Below are 18620 nucleotides of genomic sequence, written 5' to 3' on the forward strand. Positions count from 1 at the left end.
TGGAAGCGTTGTAAGGCGTTAAGCTAACCTGTACTAATTGCCCGAGAGGCTTAACCATACAACGCCCAAGAGGCTTTATAATCTTGAGTGTTGTAAGACAAAGCTAATAAGCAACTAGAGTAGTAGTACTCAGTGCTCAAAAGATTGATTACATGAATATCAGAATTCCTAAATTGTTAATTATTAAAGTAATATGGACTAAATAAGTCGGTATTACGCAAACTAACGTTTGCAACCAGTTTTTCCTGGCAGCCATAGCGATACGGTACCACCTGATCCCATTCCGAACTCAGAAGTGAAACGTATTAGCGGCGATGGTAGTGTGGGGTTTCCCCATGTGAGAGTAGCACACTGCCAGGTCCCATTCGAAGAAAGCCCTTGTCGAAAGACAAGGGTTTTTTTATGTCTAATAGAAAATAATATTAGCAGTTACGCCGTAGTAAAAAACTGAGCGTACTGCAGGTCCTCCTTGCGCGCTCATTCCAAAAAAGAAGCATGATAAAAAGCATCATGATTCTGCACCCCGTGGTATATGAGCCACCGAACTCAGAAGTGAAACGTATTAGCGCATGCCGAGACTCGGCGACCAGTAACTGGCGTGGGGATATTGTGGGGTTCCGGTGACCGGCCCAGTCCCATGTGAGAGTAGCACACTGCCAGGTCCCATTCGAAGAAATTGCTTCACAACGAAGCCTAGCCTAACGGATAGCCCTTTTTTTATGCCTTTAGAAAAGTGGGAATTAGCGCGAAGCCCGTTGCTAGAAGTTACCACGTAGCTTACTTATGCTGTTTGACTGACTTCCAGCCGTATCTAGATCTGCAACACAATATGTTAATACGCCACTACTGAAAACTATGATTAAAGTGAGTCTCTTAATTACGTACCATAGTAAGTTATACAGAAGAAAATAATAAAATCATGTGAGACTAGTAGGTTAAGCTACATATTTCATGCCATAGCTTATCTGTCTGCTTTAAGACATAAGCTTTCAATTTAAGTAATTTAGTTATCCCCATAAGCCTCACCAGGTAAATTATGAACATGAAAGTATATGTGGGCATAAAGCCCACTTAAGTTGAAGCAATGACTATTAGAAACTATATGCGTACGACAGGTTCATGAAATCCAATCCAGGGTTATTACTGTTAAATCCCCCATTAGAGAAGTGCATGTAGCGCAAGGCGACGTGTTGGCTTTCATCAAGTTCAAGCACTAAACCTAGCCTGTCTTCAAATTGGTAGTTAGAACCTATATCTTTGCCTGCTACTTTCTCATCATTGATGAAACTTGCCCCTATACCTGCTTCAACAAACAGAGGGTAGTCATACACGGTGCTAATTTGCTTCATAAAAATTGGCGTTATTGATAGCGCGTAGCTTGTGCTATGGTTATTGTCTTCACCGTATTCCCAATGGTAAGCGCTAAGCTCCCAGTACAGTTTGATATCACCAAACCATCCAGTGCTTAAGTTGTGTTCTAATGGTCGATAGGCAAATCGAATACCGTCGATATTGTCAAAGCCATTCATATAATCAACGCTGACGGTTTGTTTGGCTTGCGCTAAGTTAGGCAGAAAAAGCAAAGCTAGGACGGTAAGTTTGAATGTATTTTTGAACATGTTGTCTCCTTAATATGTAAGGAGAAAGCAAAATCATTACCAGAAATGAAAATCTATAATTTTCAGGGGGTTAAAGTCAATTGGAATGCTTATGTGTTTTTAGCTACTTAAGAATTTTCTTGAAATAAGTAATTATTACAGGGGCTTCCACACTTCGTCTTTCTCAATATTTTGTTCTGTTCGAAACCTTTCTACCAGCTCTTCAGGTAGAGCAATATCGTATTTTTCGTAGATGTTAGATATCAAGCTTTGGTTATTTATTAAGAATACGTTTAGCTCTTTAATTATTTCGGGGTGGCGTAAAGTGGATAATAGAAAAGGGACATCAATAAAAGGAAGTGTAATATCAACGGAAAAGGGACCCAGTTGAGGGTAACTCTGCATAAAATATTTTCCAACGTGATATTCAACATCTACAGCATCGACTTCTTTATGTTGAAGTAGTGAAAGCGCATTATAAGTTTCTTCAATGGGAACTAAAGATAAAAGGTTGTCATCAATTCTGCTTTGCCATTTAACCGGTGTAAACCCTTGTGGTATAGCTAACTTCTTAATGAAATTTATCCCTTTTCCAATATCTTCTGACCTAACAAGTGTTCCAGATAACGTATGAGTAATAGGTTTCGAATAGGTCTTCTCGAAAGCGGTAGTATCTGCGCTATTCCAACGTGGGTTATCAGGATAGACGAAATCTACATTCCCTTTATTTAATTCAATTTGTAACCTTCGAACAGGCATGTCTAAATAAACGAATTCATGCCCTGAGGCATCAGAAAAGGCTTCTAAAATTGCCCACCCTACGCCTTTATCAACTTTAGAAGTGAAATCATAGTGAGGAAAGTACTCAATATTTTGAGCACCAATAATGTACTGTTCTGCTTGAGCTAAGTTGCCGCCGAAAATAATGAGAAGGCAGTAGAAAGTCCGTTTTATATAGCCCACTGGTGTTACCTTATTAATGAATACTATTTTTTTAACACAGAGATTAATAATAGCCCATAAACGGTTATTCAGGCTGCCAAATGTCTTTATCTTCAATACTAAATTCAGTTTGAACCTGTTGTGTCAGTGCTTCTAATGTAGTCATACCATAGCGTGCTTTGATCGAATCAATAATTGCTGGGTTATTATTTATAAATGCATTGAGTTCCTCAATGACTTCCTGGTGTCTTAAAGCAGAAAGCATAAAAGGGATCTCGTTATGGGGTAGAGTAATGTCTAATATGAAAGGGCCTATTTGCGGCGACTGATTAGAGTAGTAATTTCCCACATGGTATTCGAAGTCTAAGGCGTCTACACGCTCTAATTGTAGTAACGACAAGCCTGCAAAAGTATCAGAGATAGACACTATTTTAATGAGGTTTTGATCTAATCTTGCTTGCCAATTCACTGGAGTGAATCCAAGGGGCATAGCAATTCTCTTAATAGCGTTGATACCTTTATTCACATTTTTTGGTTTTACAAAAGTACCTGTAACGGCACGGGTAAGTGCAACCGAAAAATATTTTTCTTTGGTGTCAGTGACATCGTTATACCAGCCCGGATTATCGGGATATACAAAATCCACATGCCCTTTGAGCATTTCCATTTGAAGACGCCGAACAGGCATAGTTAAATACGAAAATTCGTGACCAGATGCTTCGGAAAAGGCTTCAAGTATTGCCCAGCCAACACCCTTATCAATAGGTGAAGAAAAATTATAATGGGGGTAATATTCTATATTTTGTGAGCCTACAATAAATTTTTCAGCAGTTGCCGCTGTACTAATCCATATCAGTAATAGGCAAAACAACCCCTGTTTCATATCGAACTCCTTGTCATGTTGATACTACAATACCTGAGACTATAAAACGCGTATATACGCAATTGGATTTAATGAAAGTCTCTTGATGGCATACTGATATCCTCAAGCCATGGTGTTCGGTCTATTAATTTTCCCGCAATAATATGAATAACCCCCTCCTTCGAGCGTTCAATAATTCCATCAACTTGCATAAGCTTAGCCTTTAAAAAGGTCTTATGCTGGGCGCGAGAGGTAGCCTGCCATACTACAACGTTAATATTTCCAGTATGGTCTTCTAACGTTAAAAATGTAACCCCAGCTGCACTGCCTGGTGCTTGTCGCCCGGTCACGCATCCAAGTATTTTTACAATAGATTTATGAGGCTTTTTAAGTAAAGCTTTAGCTGGGGTAATAAAACCTAGCTCTCGCTCTCTGTGCAACAGTGCTACAGGGTGGTCGTTAACCGAAAGCCCTATAGAAGCATAATCTTCAATTAAGGTTTCTGCTACGCTTGGGGCAGTATTGAAAGTGTCCTCGTTATTAGTATGTTCAAACAACGGCAAATTGGCTTGCTTGTCCATTAGCCGCCAACGTGTTTGATAGCGATTACCTGCAATACTTCTAAATGCATCTGCACTCGCTAATGCTTCTAGTTCATCAGGACGTATTGCGAGGGTTCGCACACCCTCTATATTTTTATAGCCAGTTGACGGCCTGCAGCTAACAATAAGGTTTGCACTCTTTTCACTTAAGCCTTTTACAAGCGTTAGGCCAAGCTGAATTTGCTTATCGCCTTTACATTCAACAATTAAGTGTTCGTAATTTGATGCATTCACACAAGGCGCATGTACCGTAACATGATGGCGCTTTGCATCTAGTACCAGCTGTGAGGGCGTATAAAAACCCATTGGCCAACTGTTTAACAAGGCAACATAAAACTCAACAGGAAAATAATATTTTAACCAACATGATACATAAGCTAACACGGCGAACGATGCTGAGTGGGACTCTGGAAAACCATAGCCAGCAAAGCCTTTAATTTGTTCGAATAGATTATTTGAAAAAGAGGCATCGTAGCCTCTCGATACCATGCCTTTTATCAGCTTTTCTTTAAACTCAAAAATTCGGCCGTCTTTTTTCCAGCTAGCCATCGCGCGACGTAATTGATCTGCTTCACCGCCACTAAAGCCTGCCGCAACCATGGCCAGTTTTATCACTTGTTCCTGAAAAATTGGAACACCCATAGTACGCGATAACACTTCTTTTACTTCTTCAGAAGGGTAGGTTATGGCTTCTTTTCCATGCCGTCGTAGAAGATAAGGATGCACCATATCCCCTTGAATAGGGCCGGGTCTAACAATAGCTATTTGCACCACTAAGTCATAATAACGGCGAGGCTTTAAACGAGGAAGCATCGACATTTGTGCGCGAGATTCAATTTGAAATACGCCGACGGTATCAGCTTGGCAAATCATATCGTAAACCTGTTTGTCATCGCCTAATTTGGTAATGAAAGGAATATCTATATTGATAGGGAATTGCTTGTTAAGTAAGTCAAAGGTACGGCGAATGGCGCTTAGCATGCCCAAAGCTAATACATCAACTTTAAGTAGTCCTAGCGTTTCAATATCATCTTTATCCCACTGAATAATAGTGCGCTCTTGCATAGAGGCGTTCTCAACAGGAACCAACTCATACAGTGGCCCTGAACTAATAACAAAACCACCAACGTGCTGAGAAAGATGCCGAGGCGTGCCGAGAAGTTGCTCGGTGATACTAATTAGAAGTTTTACCCTTTCATTTGCCGGGTCGAGCCCTAAATTCGCAAGCTGAGACTGCCAAGGAATGACACTGTCTCGGCGATTAATTTGCTTCATCACGAAGCTTAATTGCGACTCACTGAAGCCCAAGGCTTTACCTACATCTTTAAACGCTGATTTAAAGCGATAGCAGATAACCGTAGAAGCAATGGCAGTTCTTTCTCTGCCATATTTTTCATAGATATATTGAATAATTTCTTCACGACGTTGGTGCTCGAAATCTACGTCGATGTCAGGCGGTTCGTTTCGTTCTTTAGAGATAAAGCGTTCAAAAAGCACATTGATTTGCCGTGGATCAACGGCGGTAATCTCTAGGCAATAGCACACAATAGAGTTAGCCGCCGAACCTCTGCCTTGATAGAGGATTTTGCGCGCTTTGGCGAATTGAACAATGTCGTAAATGGTAAGAAAAAAGTACTCGTACTCTTGTTCGTGAATAAGTGAGAGTTCTTTTTCAATAAGTGCCCCAAGCGCATCGGTCAGGCCATCTGGGAAACGCACTTTTATGCCGGCTTCTACACGCTCTCTCAAATATGTAGTGGGCGATGCACCTTTGGGTATAAGTTCAGAAGGATATTGATAGCGTAGCTCTGTTAACGAAAATAGACAGCCTCTCGCCACGTCAATAGCATTGGCAATCCACTTTTCAGGGAAGAGCTTTTTTAATTTTGAAACGGTACGCAAGCTACGCTCGGCATTGCTTAATGCTGCTCGCCCCAATTTACTTACTTGCGTATGTGCTTGGGTGGCATGAAGAACATGTTGAAGTGGAAGGTTATCTACATGGTGCATAAGCACGCCGGTACAAGCAAGGATAGGAAACTCAAATCTTTCCTGTAGTTTTGTGTAAGTCGCAAATCGATGATGATCATACCCATCAAGTAAACGTTGTGCGCCTATGTATGTTTTTATGTTGGGTTGGCTGGTTAGCCAAGCCGCCCAGTAATTATCTTTTTCTTCCTGAGTACTAGGGATCCATATTAGCGTGCAATGACGTATCGTCCGCAAATCCCACTCTGCAAGTTGATACTCACCTTTTTGGCTGCGCCTTCTGGCATTAGTAATAATGCGGCAAAGTTCGGTATATGCTGCTTTATTGGGGCAGAGTAATACAAAAGAGAATGCATTATCGAAACGAAAGTAGCTGCCAATAATGAGCTTAATAGGGAGTTTTTGCTGTGTGATTTCAGCATAAGCTCGCACCACACCGGCCACGGAACATTCATCGGTAATCGCTAACGCTTCGTACCCAAGAAAAGAGGCGGTAGTCACTAACTGGGCAGGAGAAGATGCCCCTGTTAAAAAGCTATAGTGGCTTTGACAAAAAAGCTCACTATACATTAGCTGTAAACGCCTTGTGTCCACCAACTGGCTTTTGCATCTTTAAAAACTAACAAGCGCACACCGTGACTAGTTTCGGCTATAAAATAATCTTTTTGGCTAGCAGCGCTACTCCACCACTGTGTCTGAAGTCGAATAGGACCAAAGCAAATACGTGTCGCTAGGTTTAGGGGTATAGGGTGTTGAAACAAGAAGGCAGGTGCTATATCAGTGGTATAAGCAGGTGTAGTTTCCACGACTTGATTTACTGTCATGCCTTCAAACGTGTGGCTGTTTCCCGCTTTAGGATGAAGCGTACTGGCATCGCCTAATTTAGCTTTTAATCTTCCAATAAGTTGTTTTTGTGCCACGGTGGTAAATCGATGTGAAAAGAAATCGTTTCCATCGTTCTCAATGGACTCGAATTGCTGGCAAGTTAGGGATATAGCAACGGCGGGTTCCGGCAGTAGAAGCGTCTCAATTTTAAGTTCAACCAGTGCCAACCAGTCCTTTTGTGCAGCAAAAGGCATAGCCCCATTAACCTCTATTGATAAGGGCTCTTCTTCTCTAAAGTGCACGCGAAAAATAATAGATGAGGTGAGTAAGTTTCGTGCGCGTAAGTAGTGTTCTAGCGTAACTAGTAGGGACTTAATACTCGGTAATAAGTGTTGAGTGTTTTCCACTTCAAACGATAAATTTTTTAACTGCTTGAAGCTTATCGATGGCCTGAATAAAACGTATTTGGGAAAGGTTTCCCCCCGCAGTGCGGTTAAATAGCGAATAGTATCGTTTGAAAATCGTTGCCCAAGTTCATGGACGGGAAGTTTAAGTAGTTGGCCTACCTGTCTAACACCGACTTTAGCAAGTGTGGCAATGGTTTTCGAATCAAGGGCAGTTTGTTCTAGCTTACAGCGTGACAATAACAGAGTTATGTTTTCTTTATTATCGGTATAGCGATTGGTTTTATTTTTAGCGAGAAGGCGTGCTGCATCCACTCCCCATGCAGTGGCGAAATAAAAGTGAATACCAGCAGAATGTAGCTCGTTTGTAAGTACATGCCATAAAGCGTCAAGACCACCGTAATACTGCAGTAAATTGTCTAGTCGAATAGCAATGGCGTTGTGAGCATCAATCACAATGTCTGAAGCGAGTGGGTATAACCGATGTGCAAGAAAGAGAAGGGTCTCTTTTTCAGCTTCGCGATTAAACGCTAGAATGCGCACGTGAGGGCAAAGCGCAGCCGCTTGTGCAAGCCCTTGACCGCATTCAACACCTTCGTTTATAGCCTGAGAATTAGCTTGAACTACTTGGTTGCTTTGTTCGTGATAAACCACAGTAGGTATATCACCGTCTGTGAAGCCGCCATCTTTTTTATGGGAATCAAGAGTTAACTGATAGCAGTAAAAGTAAGCCCATAGCATCATTAAATCACCGAGTGTAATGCTGGCTCGGTGTTCTTATTATTTTGCATGGCTGATTGAATGGCGCGGTTGTTAGGGGTCCATGAATGGGGGAGCACGATATCGGATACGGGCCATCCATGACGCTGTTTAATAATGTTAACAACCAATTGCGCATCACGAAGATGCAGACTTAAATCTAGGGTAATTGGAAAAGAAGCCCTTTGTTGGTTAGGGGAAGTAAACAGTAAGCACAGCGTATCGTTATGCGATGCCGCCACTTGCAAACGCCGAGCAGCTTTTGCATCCATGGTGTTATTCCAAAGCAAAACACAATGACAAGCTGCACTTTTTAAGCATTGCTCTGCTGCCCACAAGGCTTCTTGATCTGTTTTTGGAAGCACGACGATGACTTGTTCTAAGTCTACGCCTAAACTGCTTAACCAAGGCGCTTGGAGCTGGGCGGGTGGTTTTATAAATACACGTAGTTTGTGCGTGCGATGCGTAGTTAAAACGTGTTTAAAAAGGCTGATTTCTCCAATACCCGTTAGTGATGCAATTCTTACGACGCCTGATGTGGCGATACCACCGTGCAGGGCTTCATCCAATATAAGATTACCCAGCAAAAACTTGTTTTCGCTTACAGGCTTCTCTCGAGCTCGCCATATATGAGGGTGCTTATCAAAAAGCGCTGCCTTTGAACGAACTTCATCAATGGGTGAAATAGGAATATTCATAACACCATAATACTGTATATGTGTACAGTATTATAGTGTAGAGGTTTGTCTTTTCAAGATGGGTGAAATAGTTAAGGCTGTGAGGACATCTAACTATTTGAAAAAAATGCTTAAATAATTACGCCGTACTGGCATCGCTGCTAGCAGGGCTTTTTTTAGTGTTACCTCCCACCGAGCTAGTTATTAATTGGCAGGCTGCAATAAAACCATCAGCGCTGTTTTTAGACCAAGCCATACGAATGGGGCCAGGCATTTCTTTAATCACGTCTCGCACATCGCTTTGTGATACCTCGGTGCTGCTTAATGCAGAATCTAATGCTTCTTCTAACGTAGCGCCTTTTTCACAGCACGCCATTACAATACTAGAGAAGTTAAGCATAAGCGGCATAAGAGCAGTATGTTGTTGCTGACTTATCAGGCGGCTTTTATAAGCACTTTCGATACGAGCTGAATAAGTTTTTTCTAGCGCATCAGTAACTAACAGTAAATTTTTATAAGCATGGTTAACTTTATTACCATTTTGTTTTGCAGATGAGCGCGTAAGCGTAAGTTCACGTTGTAGCGTTTGCACACGAAGCGCTAGATAAATCAAAAACAGGACAAGTAGTCCTATGATCCCGAATGCAAATATCATTATCTTGCCGCCTTTTGTTCTTCTATGAATTGGTTAATTTTTTGCTCTAAAATGAATAATGGCACAGAACCATTTTCTAATACTGCTCGGTGAAATTTACGTACATCGAAATGCTGACCTAGCGCAACCTCAGCCTTTTCACGTAGCGCCTTTATTTTAATTTCACCAATTTTATAAGATAGGGCTTGTGCTGGCCATGATATGTATCGGTCTATCTCAGTATTCACATTATGCTCTGACAAAGCCGTATTGGACATCATAAAATCAACAGCTCTTTCGCGGCTCCATCCCATGGTGTGCATGCCGGTATCTACGACAAGGCGACACGCGCGCCACATTTCGTAGCTTAAGCGACCGAAATTATCATAGGGGTCTTCATAAATACCCGCTTCAATCCCTAAGAATTCAGAATACAAACCCCAACCTTCACCAAAAGCTGAAATATAAGTGTTGCGGCGTACCATGGGTAAATTTTCTAATTCCGCCGCTAAAGATATTTGCAAATGATGCCCAGGCACAGCCTCGTGCAAGGTAAGAGCTGGAAGGGCATAAAGCGGACGCTTATCTAGCGCATAAGTATTTACCCAGTAGTAACCGGGTTGATCGTCTCGACTAGGGTGAATATAACGACCCGTGGTGTACTTCGGGGCGATACTATCGGGTACAGGAGCAACGCCATAAGGCGTACGAGGTAAATATTCAAAGAGCGAAGGTAATTTTGCGTCCATCTTTTTCGCAATAAAAGAAGCCTCTTTTAGCAGCTCTTCTGCGCTGGAGGCATAAAACTGCGGATCTTCACGTAAAAAGGTAATGAACTCATTAGTACTGCCATCGAATTCAAGGCTATCTACCACGCTTTGCATTTCAGCTCGAATACGCTTTACTTCTTTTAAGCCAAGAGTATGAATGTCTTCGGGGCTCATATCTGTGGTGGTGTAGTGCTTGGCGCGGTTAGCGTAATAAGCTTTGCCATCAGGCCATTCGTTAGCAGCAATGGCGGCTCGGGCGCCAGGAATATACTCATCAACCATGAAGTCATAAAATGCTTGGTAAGCAGGGAAAACGCTGGTGGTAATGGCTTTTTGGCCTAGTTGGGCTAACGCAGCTTGTTGTGAAGCATCAATATGTTTTGGAAATCGAGTAAATGGACTGTAGAAGCCACTTTTCACTGGGTCGTCCATAATATAAGCGGCTACCGCATCTTCGAAGCCTTTAAGAACCACTTTAGGTTGGGTGTAACCCTCTTTTAGCCCTTGGCGCATATAGGCGATTTGTTGTTCAAAGTAGGGGGTAAGTGCATTCAAACGAGACAGGTAAGCGTGATAATCCTCCACCGTTTTAAATACAGATAAATTTGGCAAGGATGCCATGGCACCATGAAAACCGTATTCGGAATTAATGGGGACAAGATAAGCGCGAAAGTGATATTGGCTAATATAATTCTCTAGCCGATACTGCTGCATAAGCAACGAGATAAAAGCGTCGTCAGATAGATTTTCCTTAGAATACGCTTTCAATGCATGACGGTACGTTCGCCATTGTTGATCTTGAGTGGCTAAGCCTTGTGGTGAAATATCCGGTAGCTCGCTATTTTGCGAACTGTTGCCTTGTCTCGAAGCTAGAAGCGGGGAAACACTTAGTTCGTATATCCAAATTTCATCTAACAAAGCATAAAACGACTTATCCTCGTTGGAGCTTGCCAATGAGGTAAAGCTAGTAAGTACTAGTATAAAAGTTAACAAATAACGGTACATGAAAGCCTCCGGTAACCTTAGACCGGATTATCAACGGTGGGTTACTCTTTGTTAGGTGTATAAATTGGGCTAGGGAAAGGCATCACTTTATCAGACTTATTATCTAATTTAATAATTTTGGCTGTGCCTTTTTTCCTCACCGCATCAATTCGAAGGATGTTATGCATAGGAATATACGTACTGGTAACATCTGCGAACTCTGATTTAAGCTTTTCATGGCTTGGATCTACCACTATGCCTGTGTGGGTGTCCCACACAAATTCCCCAATTTCCACAAATCCAAATAAGCCACTTTGAGAAAGTGATTTGACGGACACATCGTAGCGTTCGCCATTACTTATGAACTGTACTCGATACAAAGGGTCGGTTTTTGTCATGGGTTTATTAATATGTTGATGACTTAAAGGGCGTGAATTTTACAATGGTCTAGAAATACGGGCAATGGTCGAAAATCGTTAGGCTTAAACGTTACGGAATCGCTTGGGTAAGGTAATATGTAAAGACCTCAAAAATAGTGGAAATACAATGATAAAAAAACTATTACTTGGAAGTGCGATGACGGCGATGGCATTTGCTGCCACTGCGCATAACCATGAAACGACAGAAAATAGCTTTAACCCTGACACTCAGCGTATAAAGTCACACTTATTTTTCTTAGCCGATGACTTACTTGAAGGCCGTGATACGGGGTCTCGAGGGCATGAAATTGCCGCGTTATACATAGCGACAGAATTCGCAAAATACGGTTTAAAGCCAGCAGGTACAGATGGCTACATGCAACAGGTAAGCTTCCGTAAAGCAAACCTATTGCAAGAGTCGCCAGAATTTACGCTTACTCGTAATGGCGAAAAAATTGATTTTGCTTACCCAAAAGAATATTTAGCAGGTCCTAGCTTACTTAGCGTAGATGCTAATGTTTCAGGCGAACTTGTGTTTGTTGGCTATGGCATAGTGGCTGACGAGTTGTCTCACAACGATTATGAAAATATCGATGTAGAGGGCAAAATTGTGGTTTCGCTAGCCGGTAAACCCAGTGATTTTCCTTCGGAAGAAGGTGCTCATTTTGCCTCAGGGTATCAAAAGCAAAAGTACGCCGCTGAGCATGGTGCAATTGGTATGATCACCATCACCACGCCTAAAAACGAAAAGGTACGTCCTTACCAAAGCCGCTTAAGCTATATTCATACACCGCGCATGGCTTGGTTGGATGACGAAGGGCAGTCAGCCAATACCTTCCCGCAAATTAAAGGTGGTGCGTATTTAAGTGAAGCTGCAGCAAAAACCTTATTTGAAGGGGCTGAGCGGGAACTTGACGATATTTATGCCGATCTTGAGGCAGATAAAGTACCAACAGGCTTTGCATTACCTGGCACAGTAAGCTTAAGTAAAAAGAGCACTCACGAAGTAGTGACTAGCCCGAATGTTGTTGGCGTGCTTGAAGGTTCAGATCCAGCACTTAAAGATGAATATGTCGTCTTTTCCGCGCACTCTGACCACATTGGTTTCGCGAAAACAGTTAAAAAAGACAATATCAACAACGGCGCTATGGATAATGCCTCTGGCACATCGGTAATGCTAGAAACTGCACGCTTATTCAGCGAAATGGACGTAAAACCTAAACGTTCGATATTGTTTGTATCGGTAACAGGTGAGGAAAAAGGATTATTAGGGGCAGATTACTTTGCTCGCAATCCTACCGTGCCGGTGACGTCAATGGTGGCAAACGTTAACCTTGATATGCCCATTTTAACCTATGAGTTTGCCGACGTAATTGCGTTTGGTGCAAACCACAGTGATTTGAAAGCGTCGGTTGAAACCGCTGCAAGCAATGCTGATATTTCATTAAGCCCAGATCCTTGGCCAGACCAAGCGCTATTTACTCGCTCAGATCACTACGCATTTGTTAAACAAGGCGTACCAGCAGTATTTTTAGTTCCTGGTTTAACATCAAAAGATCCCGAGGTAGATGGTAGTAAAGTGTTTGGTCACTTCTTATCAACGAATTACCACAAACCTAGCGACGATATTAACCAGCCATTTAATTGGAATGCTGCTGAAGCCTTTACCAAAGTAAATGCACAAATTGGTTGGACCTTAGCTAATCAAGAAGACAAACCGAAATGGAATGAAGGTGATTTCTTCGGGAATACGTTTAGTAAATAACGTAGCTTTATCTTAAATAAAAAAGCAGCATATCTATGCTGCTTTTTTGTAGGTAACGTGCGAACTACGTTATGCGATTTGAAAGCCCATTGAGGTTAAACATAACCTGTATCGATGTAACGAGATAGAGTCGTTGTTGATATTCGCTAGAGAAAACATTCTAGCCTTATACCACCATGATGATTGTACGCAAATGAGCGATGTTGCACTTGGAAGATGATATTAGAGAATATTTAAACTTATTTTTTTACTAATACAGAACTAGTAAGCTTTTTTTTACTCTAAAGTAGGGATTACATGGAATTTTTACGTTTGAGTTATCAGTTAGTAAAAAAGTATCTTCTAAATATTTAATGGCATCATTATGTTTCAGCACTTTATACTGACGCGCTTTAATCTTAGGAAAAAAGGTTGGGATGAGACAAAATCTCAATCTAAAGTTTTAACCGACAAGTGGATGGAGAATAGATTAGAGCTGTTTGAACAGTATTGCTATTCTTCGATAAAAGCGCAAACTAAAAAGGATTTTGAATGGTTAGTGTTTTTCGATAAAACGACACCACAAATCTTTCGTGAAAAAATTAGTGAGCTCTCTTCAAATTTTTCCAAATTCATACCTATTTATGCAGATGGAATGGACGATTTTTTACCGTCTATTACCAGAGAAATAAAAACTCGTCTCACAACGCCTTATTTAATTACAACGAGGCTAGATAACGACGACAGTCTTCATCAAGATTTTGTAAAAGAAGTACACAATCAATTCTCTAAGCAAGAGTTTAGAGTTATCGATTTCGTTGACGGATATACGCTACAGGTTTCGCCACGGGTAAGATTTGGTCTCCATTCACATGTTCACAACCCATTTATGAGTTTGATTGAAAAGAGTGAAAACTTTAAAACAATATGGACTCAGGAAAGGCATGGCTACTGGCGCAGTGTAAAAGAAGTTACTCCTGTACGTGGTAAAAGGTTGTGGATGTCAGTTATTCACATTGAAAACAAAGTAAATGAATATAAAGGTTACGGTAACGTAGCAAAGAGCGCTATTGATTCATTTAATTTGCACCCGCAAGCATTAGAAAATTTCAAATCTAATGCTGAAGATCCTCAATTAAGTAGCGCTGGCGCTTTTAAGCATAAGCTAAGAACAAATTGGAAAGTTAATTTTAAGCTAATAAAAAGAAGGCTTATTTCTTAGTTATTTGTTACAGGTGAAGCTAGATAGGTAAATCTAATATGCTGAACGTTATTTAACCCTATACGAATTAAAAAAGAGCTGTATGAAGTGACCCCATGAAGCTGGAAATTCCTATTACTGAGGGTCACTTTATATCGAACTGTTTTATACAAACATCTGCTTAAAAGCTGCCCATTGCTCATTGAACTGCTCCGTTGGTTTACGGGTGAAACCACTTCGAATAAACAAGTTAATGCGGCCGTCGGTGTAACAAATAAGCATATTAGCAATTATCGCTTCATCGGCTGATAGGGTTTTTCCTTCACGCAACTTGCGCTCACGTAGTACCTGCTTAAGCTGAGTCTCTAGGCGTTCAAAGAGTTTTGCGATACGCGCGCGCAGTCGGTCTTGCTCTCCCATTAATGCATCACCGTTTAATATACGGGTAATGCCGGGGTTCTTTTCGGCAAAGCCTAAAATGAGGTGAAGAATTAGCTGACAGCGAGTCAGCGAGTCTTTCTCTTCGTTAACTATTTTATTAATGCGGGTAAACAAGGTTTCTTCGATGAACTCAATGAGTCCTTCGAACATTCTGGCTTTACTTGGAAAGTGGCGATATAGCGCCGCTTCTGAAACGCCCACTTTTTCAGCTAATTTTGCTGTAGTGATACGTTGACCAGGGTTTGTTTCCAACATGCCCGCTAGGGCTTGCAGAATTTGGGCTCTGCGATTTGTTTTTTTGACAGCAGGCATGATGAGAGTAATTCCTCCGCAACCGGACTTAAGAAGTCCGTTCCATGTTAAGTTGGCTCAGGCCAAATCGTTATGATGAGTTCTTGTTATTATCGACACGCTGAATACTAGTATTAGCGTATATCGTTATTTTTTATTTTTAAGTGATGTTCTAAGCTTGGCTATTGAACAATATTCTTACTGTTAAATCGATTCGCAATAAGTAGTAACAATGCTTCAGCTAACTTAGGTTTTGTGGTGGCAGGTAGGTGTTTATCGCCATCGTCCCAAATCACATGTAACGCATTATTATCGCTATTGAAGCCAAGTCCGTCGGCAGTTATGTCGTTTGCCGCAATCATATCAAGCTTTTTGTTTTTCAGCTTTCCACGGGCGTACAACTCCACATCTTGGCTTTCTGCAGCAAATCCAACACAAAAAGGCTTATCAGTTCGCGTTGCAATCGTTGCTAGAATATCAGGGTTTTTAACAAAAGTAAGTGTTAACTCATCACCGATTTTCTTAATTTTATTTTCGGCAACCTGCACTGCTTTATAATCTGCTACCGCAGCCGTGGCCACAAAAATATCGCATTGAGAAACCGCTTGCTCGCATGCCACTAACATTTCATCGGCGGTAGTCACATCAATACGCTTACATCCATCAGGGGTAGGTAAGTTTACTGGCCCCGCGATAAGAGTGACGTCGGCGCCCGCTTTAACGGCCATATCAGCAATAGCAAAACCCATTTTTCCCGAGCTATGATTGGAGATGTAGCGGACCGGATCCAGTGGTTCTCGTGTTGGACCTGCTGTAATAAGGAGGTGTTTCCCCGATAAAATCTTATCGTTTGAGGTGCCTAGGCTTCGGCTGATGGCAGAAGCAATTTCTACCGGCTCCACCATACGGCCTGAGCCTACATCACCACAGGCTTGCTCTCCATCAGCTGGGCCAATAAATAATGCGCCATGCTGCGTCAAGATGCCTAAGTTCACTTGCGTTGCTGTCGCTTTCCACATTTGCTGATTCATTGCAGGGGCAATAAAAATTTTCGCTTCTGTTGCTAAGTATAAAGTGGTGAGCAAGTCGTCAGCCAATCCATGAGCCAGCTTAGCCATAATATTTGCTGTAGCGGGGGCAATAAGTAACACATCTGCCCATTTAGCCAACTCTATATGGCCCATTGCCGCTTCTGCCGCTGGGTCTAGCAAATGTTGATGTACTGGATTACCAGACACCGCTTGCAACGAGAGAGGGCTGACAAATTCAGCCGCAGAGTCTGTTAGTACAACACGTACATTCGCGCCTAGCGCGGTAAGCTTACGCACTAAATCTGGGGTTTTATAAGCGGCAATCCCACCACTAACACCAAGCAGAATATTTTTATTTGCTAAAGACATATTTGAAACATCATTTTTTACATAACCTAAGACTATCATGATGGCTATTTTTGCGGTAGCTGAACAAAAGTACGCTCGGCGCTTAACACGCACCAAATAGTAAGTCACTTAAACAAGAACTCGCCCAATGATCAGTCGATTATAAATAGACTACTGCGCTATAACCCTATATTCATTTGGTGTGTGAGAAACTAATCATGTCGATAAAAGTGTGGCCTGTTAAAGAAAGGCCAAGGGAAAAACTACTTTATTACGGTGCAGAATACTTAAGTGATGCTGAGTTAATTGCCGTTATGCTAGGCGCTGGAGTGCCAGGGAAAACCGCTTTAGGTTTGGCCAGAGATCTGTTGGAGAAAGTGGGATCGCTACGAGGTGTGGTTGCGGCAAACGAAGCCGAATTTACCGATGTGAATGGCCTTGGTGCTTGTAAATTTGCCCAATTCCAAGCCGCCTTTGAGATATTTAGACGCAACTTAGAAATCCCACTTGCTCGACAAGACGTATTTAATAATGTGGATGATACAAAGCGTTATTTGCAAGCAAAGCTACGAGACTGTCAGCAAGAAAAATTCCTGCTGTTGATGTTAGACAGTCAGCACCAACTTATTGCGTGTAGAACCATGTTTACAGGCACGATTAATAGTGCGGCGGTTTATCCCCGAGAGCTTTTAAAACAAGTGATGAAAGATAATGCAGCGGCCGTGATCTTAGTTCATAATCATCCCTCAGGCGTGGCGGAACCGAGTCAGGCAGATATCAGGCTGACCGGCGAGATCCAAAATGCGATGGCAATGATCGATGTGTCAGTTCTCGATCATTTTGTGGTCGGAGACACGGAAACGGTTTCATTTGCACAGCGAGGCCTGTTAACATAGAAATTGTTAGTCATTCATCGAATATAATCTAGTCAAATCGTTGAAAATGATTTAGCATATGTCTCTAATGGGTAAATTTTCTGAAAGGACTAATATGAAAAAGTCAATTATTGCATTGTTTGCAGCGGCGGCTATGTCTGCTGGTGTTAGCGCTCAAGACTCTGAAGGCGGAGCTGGATCTACAGGACTTGGCGCTGTAACTGCTCCAGTTGTAGCGACTGCTGCTGTTGTTGCTGGCGTTGTTGCTGGTATTGCTTCTAACAATTCATCAACTACCCCAGTTGAAACAGTCTCATCGTGTGAAGGTACTGATCCATTAGTTGATGGTGTTTGTGTTGGTACTACTAATACTGTAACCGTTAGTGGGACTACCACTATCACTGTTCCAGTGACATTTACTTACGCACCGACCGTACAGTAATAATAAATAGTTTCGAAAAAGCCGCTTTCATTAGCGGCTTTTTTATTTATGCCAAGAAAGTGTTCTTATTACTAAATAACAGTTGTCGAAATTTTCAATGAAAAAATCCCTTTTACTGACTGCTATCAGCCTGTTGTCTCTTCTTGTCTCAGGGTGCTCCACCACCATTAATGCCTATATTAAAACCGTTAGTCTTGCCCTTGAGGATCGCACCGTTTCCTACACAGTAGATGAAATAGCGGCAAGTAAAGCCGATTTATTACAAATTAAGGCGGGTGGGCGTGATGCTGCTTCACTTGCTCTTGCTTATATTGATGGTGATAAATACCGCTGGGTATCAGGTGATAAGGTTATTTTCACCATGCATCATGGCGTGATTGTTCGCACTGAAGGACTAGATAACGAACTGTATTATACAGGAAATTTAAAGCACAACCCCTTGGCTAGCAATGATGTTTTAGCCTACTCGTGGCAAAGAAAACTTGATTTAGAAAACGTAGGATTCGGTCTGCCTGTTAGCTCAACATGGCGAGTACACGGCGAGGAAAGCCAAACCTATCTAGGTGCTACTTTGACGGTTACTAAAATAACCGAAAGTGTTATTTTTCCAGAGACTACGCCTTATATCGACACCAACTTGGAATGGGAAAATACCTACTACCTTGACGCAAAATCGAAACAGCTTTTAGCTTCTACGCAAAAGTTTAGCCCACAAGGTGATGTATACGACATGGTCTATTTAAGTCGAGTTGTGCGTTTAATGAAAAGTAAGGAGCAGTAAA

16 protein-coding genes and 1 rRNA gene are annotated in these 18620 nt (G+C 41.8%); 6 read left to right on the forward strand and 11 right to left on the reverse strand.

Annotated features, from left to right (window positions below):
* The first annotated feature begins 244 nt into the window (after positions 1–244).
* Positions 245–360: ribosomal RNA gene (gene rrf / locus J5X92_RS06285) — 5S ribosomal RNA — on the forward strand.
* 731 nt (positions 361–1091) lie between these two features.
* On the opposite strand, the gene J5X92_RS06290 is transcribed toward rrf, so the two are convergent.
* The 9 genes from J5X92_RS06290 to J5X92_RS06330 form a co-directional block, all read right to left on the reverse strand.
* Positions 1092–1619 carry an acyloxyacyl hydrolase gene (locus J5X92_RS06290; protein WP_208805132.1) on the reverse strand — a complete coding sequence of 176 codons (528 nt, stop codon included), beginning with the start codon at positions 1617–1619 and terminating at the stop codon, positions 1092–1094.
* Between the two features lie 135 nt (positions 1620–1754).
* On the reverse strand, positions 1755–2657 hold the full coding sequence (locus J5X92_RS06295; RefSeq protein ID WP_244360355.1) for a hypothetical protein: 903 nt from the start codon (positions 2655–2657) through the stop codon (positions 1755–1757).
* Positions 2626–3423 (reverse strand): hypothetical protein, encoded by a 798-nt coding sequence (locus tag J5X92_RS06300; protein WP_129735612.1) that lies wholly within the window; start codon positions 3421–3423, stop codon positions 2626–2628. Before J5X92_RS06300 ends, J5X92_RS06295 begins: the two co-directional genes overlap by 32 nt.
* Before the next feature lie 68 nt (positions 3424–3491).
* A complete protein-coding gene (locus tag J5X92_RS06305; protein WP_208805134.1) occupies positions 3492–6563 on the reverse strand; it encodes an error-prone DNA polymerase in 3072 nt (1023 codons plus the stop codon).
* Positions 6563–7966 (reverse strand): DNA polymerase Y family protein, encoded by a 1404-nt coding sequence (locus J5X92_RS06310; RefSeq protein ID WP_244360358.1) that lies wholly within the window; start codon positions 7964–7966, stop codon positions 6563–6565. Before J5X92_RS06310 ends, J5X92_RS06305 begins: the two co-directional genes overlap by 1 nt.
* Positions 7966–8679 carry a translesion DNA synthesis-associated protein ImuA gene (gene imuA, locus J5X92_RS06315; RefSeq protein ID WP_208805137.1) on the reverse strand — a complete coding sequence of 238 codons (714 nt, stop codon included), beginning with the start codon at positions 8677–8679 and terminating at the stop codon, positions 7966–7968. Before imuA ends, J5X92_RS06310 begins: the two co-directional genes overlap by 1 nt.
* Before the next feature lie 118 nt (positions 8680–8797).
* Complete coding sequence (locus J5X92_RS06320) at positions 8798–9313, reverse strand: hypothetical protein (protein ID WP_126872723.1); 516 nt, start codon at positions 9311–9313, stop codon at positions 8798–8800.
* Positions 9313–11067, reverse strand: coding sequence for a DUF885 domain-containing protein (locus J5X92_RS06325; protein WP_208805139.1), 1755 nt, complete (start codon positions 11065–11067; stop codon positions 9313–9315). Before J5X92_RS06325 ends, J5X92_RS06320 begins: the two co-directional genes overlap by 1 nt.
* Before the next feature lie 41 nt (positions 11068–11108).
* Positions 11109–11444, reverse strand: a complete 336-nt coding sequence (locus tag J5X92_RS06330) for a DUF1820 family protein (protein ID WP_208805141.1) — start codon at positions 11442–11444, stop codon at positions 11109–11111.
* Positions 11445–11592: 148 nt separating this feature from the next.
* On the opposite strand from J5X92_RS06330, the gene J5X92_RS06335 reads away from it, so the two are divergent.
* Positions 11593–13230: a M28 family metallopeptidase gene (locus J5X92_RS06335; RefSeq protein WP_208805143.1), complete on the forward strand. Its 1638-nt coding sequence runs from the start codon at positions 11593–11595 to the stop codon at positions 13228–13230.
* Between the two features lie 364 nt (positions 13231–13594).
* Positions 13595–14431 (forward strand): glycosyltransferase, encoded by an 837-nt coding sequence (locus J5X92_RS06340; protein ID WP_208805145.1) that lies wholly within the window; start codon positions 13595–13597, stop codon positions 14429–14431.
* A gap of 144 nt (positions 14432–14575) precedes the next feature.
* On the opposite strand, the gene slmA is transcribed toward J5X92_RS06340, so the two are convergent.
* Together slmA and coaBC are read right to left on the reverse strand one after the other, a co-directional pair.
* Positions 14576–15163, reverse strand: coding sequence for a nucleoid occlusion factor SlmA (gene slmA / locus J5X92_RS06345; protein ID WP_013786158.1), 588 nt, complete (start codon positions 15161–15163; stop codon positions 14576–14578).
* 161 nt (positions 15164–15324) lie between these two features.
* Positions 15325–16542 carry a bifunctional phosphopantothenoylcysteine decarboxylase/phosphopantothenate--cysteine ligase CoaBC gene (gene coaBC, locus J5X92_RS06350; protein WP_041453125.1) on the reverse strand — a complete coding sequence of 406 codons (1218 nt, stop codon included), beginning with the start codon at positions 16540–16542 and terminating at the stop codon, positions 15325–15327.
* A 197-nt stretch (positions 16543–16739) separates the two neighbouring features.
* On the opposite strand from coaBC, the gene radC reads away from it, so the two are divergent.
* The 3 genes from radC to J5X92_RS06365 all read left to right on the forward strand — a co-directional run bounded on the left by radC (position 16740) and on the right by J5X92_RS06365 (position 18619).
* Positions 16740–17417, forward strand: a complete 678-nt coding sequence (gene radC / locus J5X92_RS06355; RefSeq protein WP_013786156.1) for a DNA repair protein RadC — start codon at positions 16740–16742, stop codon at positions 17415–17417.
* Between the two features lie 94 nt (positions 17418–17511).
* A complete protein-coding gene (locus J5X92_RS06360) occupies positions 17512–17838 on the forward strand; it encodes a hypothetical protein (RefSeq protein WP_041452618.1) in 327 nt (108 codons plus the stop codon).
* Between the two features lie 97 nt (positions 17839–17935).
* A complete protein-coding gene (locus tag J5X92_RS06365) occupies positions 17936–18619 on the forward strand; it encodes a YjbF family lipoprotein (RefSeq protein WP_013786154.1) in 684 nt (227 codons plus the stop codon).
* Position 18620 lies beyond the last annotated feature (1 nt).

This window comes from Alteromonas sp. K632G, from assembly GCF_017653625.1.
Classification (GTDB): Bacteria; Pseudomonadota; Gammaproteobacteria; order Enterobacterales; family Alteromonadaceae; genus Alteromonas; species Alteromonas naphthalenivorans.

Coding starts and splice junctions, on each gene's coding strand:
- J5X92_RS06290 (WP_208805132.1), bottom strand. CDS start 1,619: ATGTTCAAAAATACATTCAAACTTACCGTCCTAGCTTTGCTTTTTCTG.
- J5X92_RS06300 (WP_129735612.1), bottom strand. CDS start 3,423: ATGAAACAGGGGTTGTTTTGCCTATTACTGATATGGATTAGTACAGCG.
- J5X92_RS06305 (WP_208805134.1), bottom strand. CDS start 6,563: ATGTATAGTGAGCTTTTTTGTCAAAGCCACTATAGCTTTTTAACAGGG.
- J5X92_RS06310 (WP_244360358.1), bottom strand. CDS start 7,966: ATGATGCTATGGGCTTACTTTTACTGCTATCAGTTAACTCTTGATTCC.
- imuA (WP_208805137.1), bottom strand. CDS start 8,679: ATGAATATTCCTATTTCACCCATTGATGAAGTTCGTTCAAAGGCAGCG.
- J5X92_RS06320 (WP_126872723.1), bottom strand. CDS start 9,313: ATGATATTTGCATTCGGGATCATAGGACTACTTGTCCTGTTTTTGATT.
- J5X92_RS06325 (WP_208805139.1), bottom strand. CDS start 11,067: ATGTACCGTTATTTGTTAACTTTTATACTAGTACTTACTAGCTTTACC.
- J5X92_RS06330 (WP_208805141.1), bottom strand. CDS start 11,444: ATGACAAAAACCGACCCTTTGTATCGAGTACAGTTCATAAGTAATGGC.
- J5X92_RS06335 (WP_208805143.1), top strand. CDS start 11,593: ATGATAAAAAAACTATTACTTGGAAGTGCGATGACGGCGATGGCATTT.
- J5X92_RS06340 (WP_208805145.1), top strand. CDS start 13,595: ATGTTTCAGCACTTTATACTGACGCGCTTTAATCTTAGGAAAAAAGGT.
- slmA (WP_013786158.1), bottom strand. CDS start 15,163: ATGCCTGCTGTCAAAAAAACAAATCGCAGAGCCCAAATTCTGCAAGCC.
- coaBC (WP_041453125.1), bottom strand. CDS start 16,542: ATGTCTTTAGCAAATAAAAATATTCTGCTTGGTGTTAGTGGTGGGATT.
- radC (WP_013786156.1), top strand. CDS start 16,740: ATGTCGATAAAAGTGTGGCCTGTTAAAGAAAGGCCAAGGGAAAAACTA.
- J5X92_RS06360 (WP_041452618.1), top strand. CDS start 17,512: ATGAAAAAGTCAATTATTGCATTGTTTGCAGCGGCGGCTATGTCTGCT.
- J5X92_RS06365 (WP_013786154.1), top strand. CDS start 17,936: ATGAAAAAATCCCTTTTACTGACTGCTATCAGCCTGTTGTCTCTTCTT.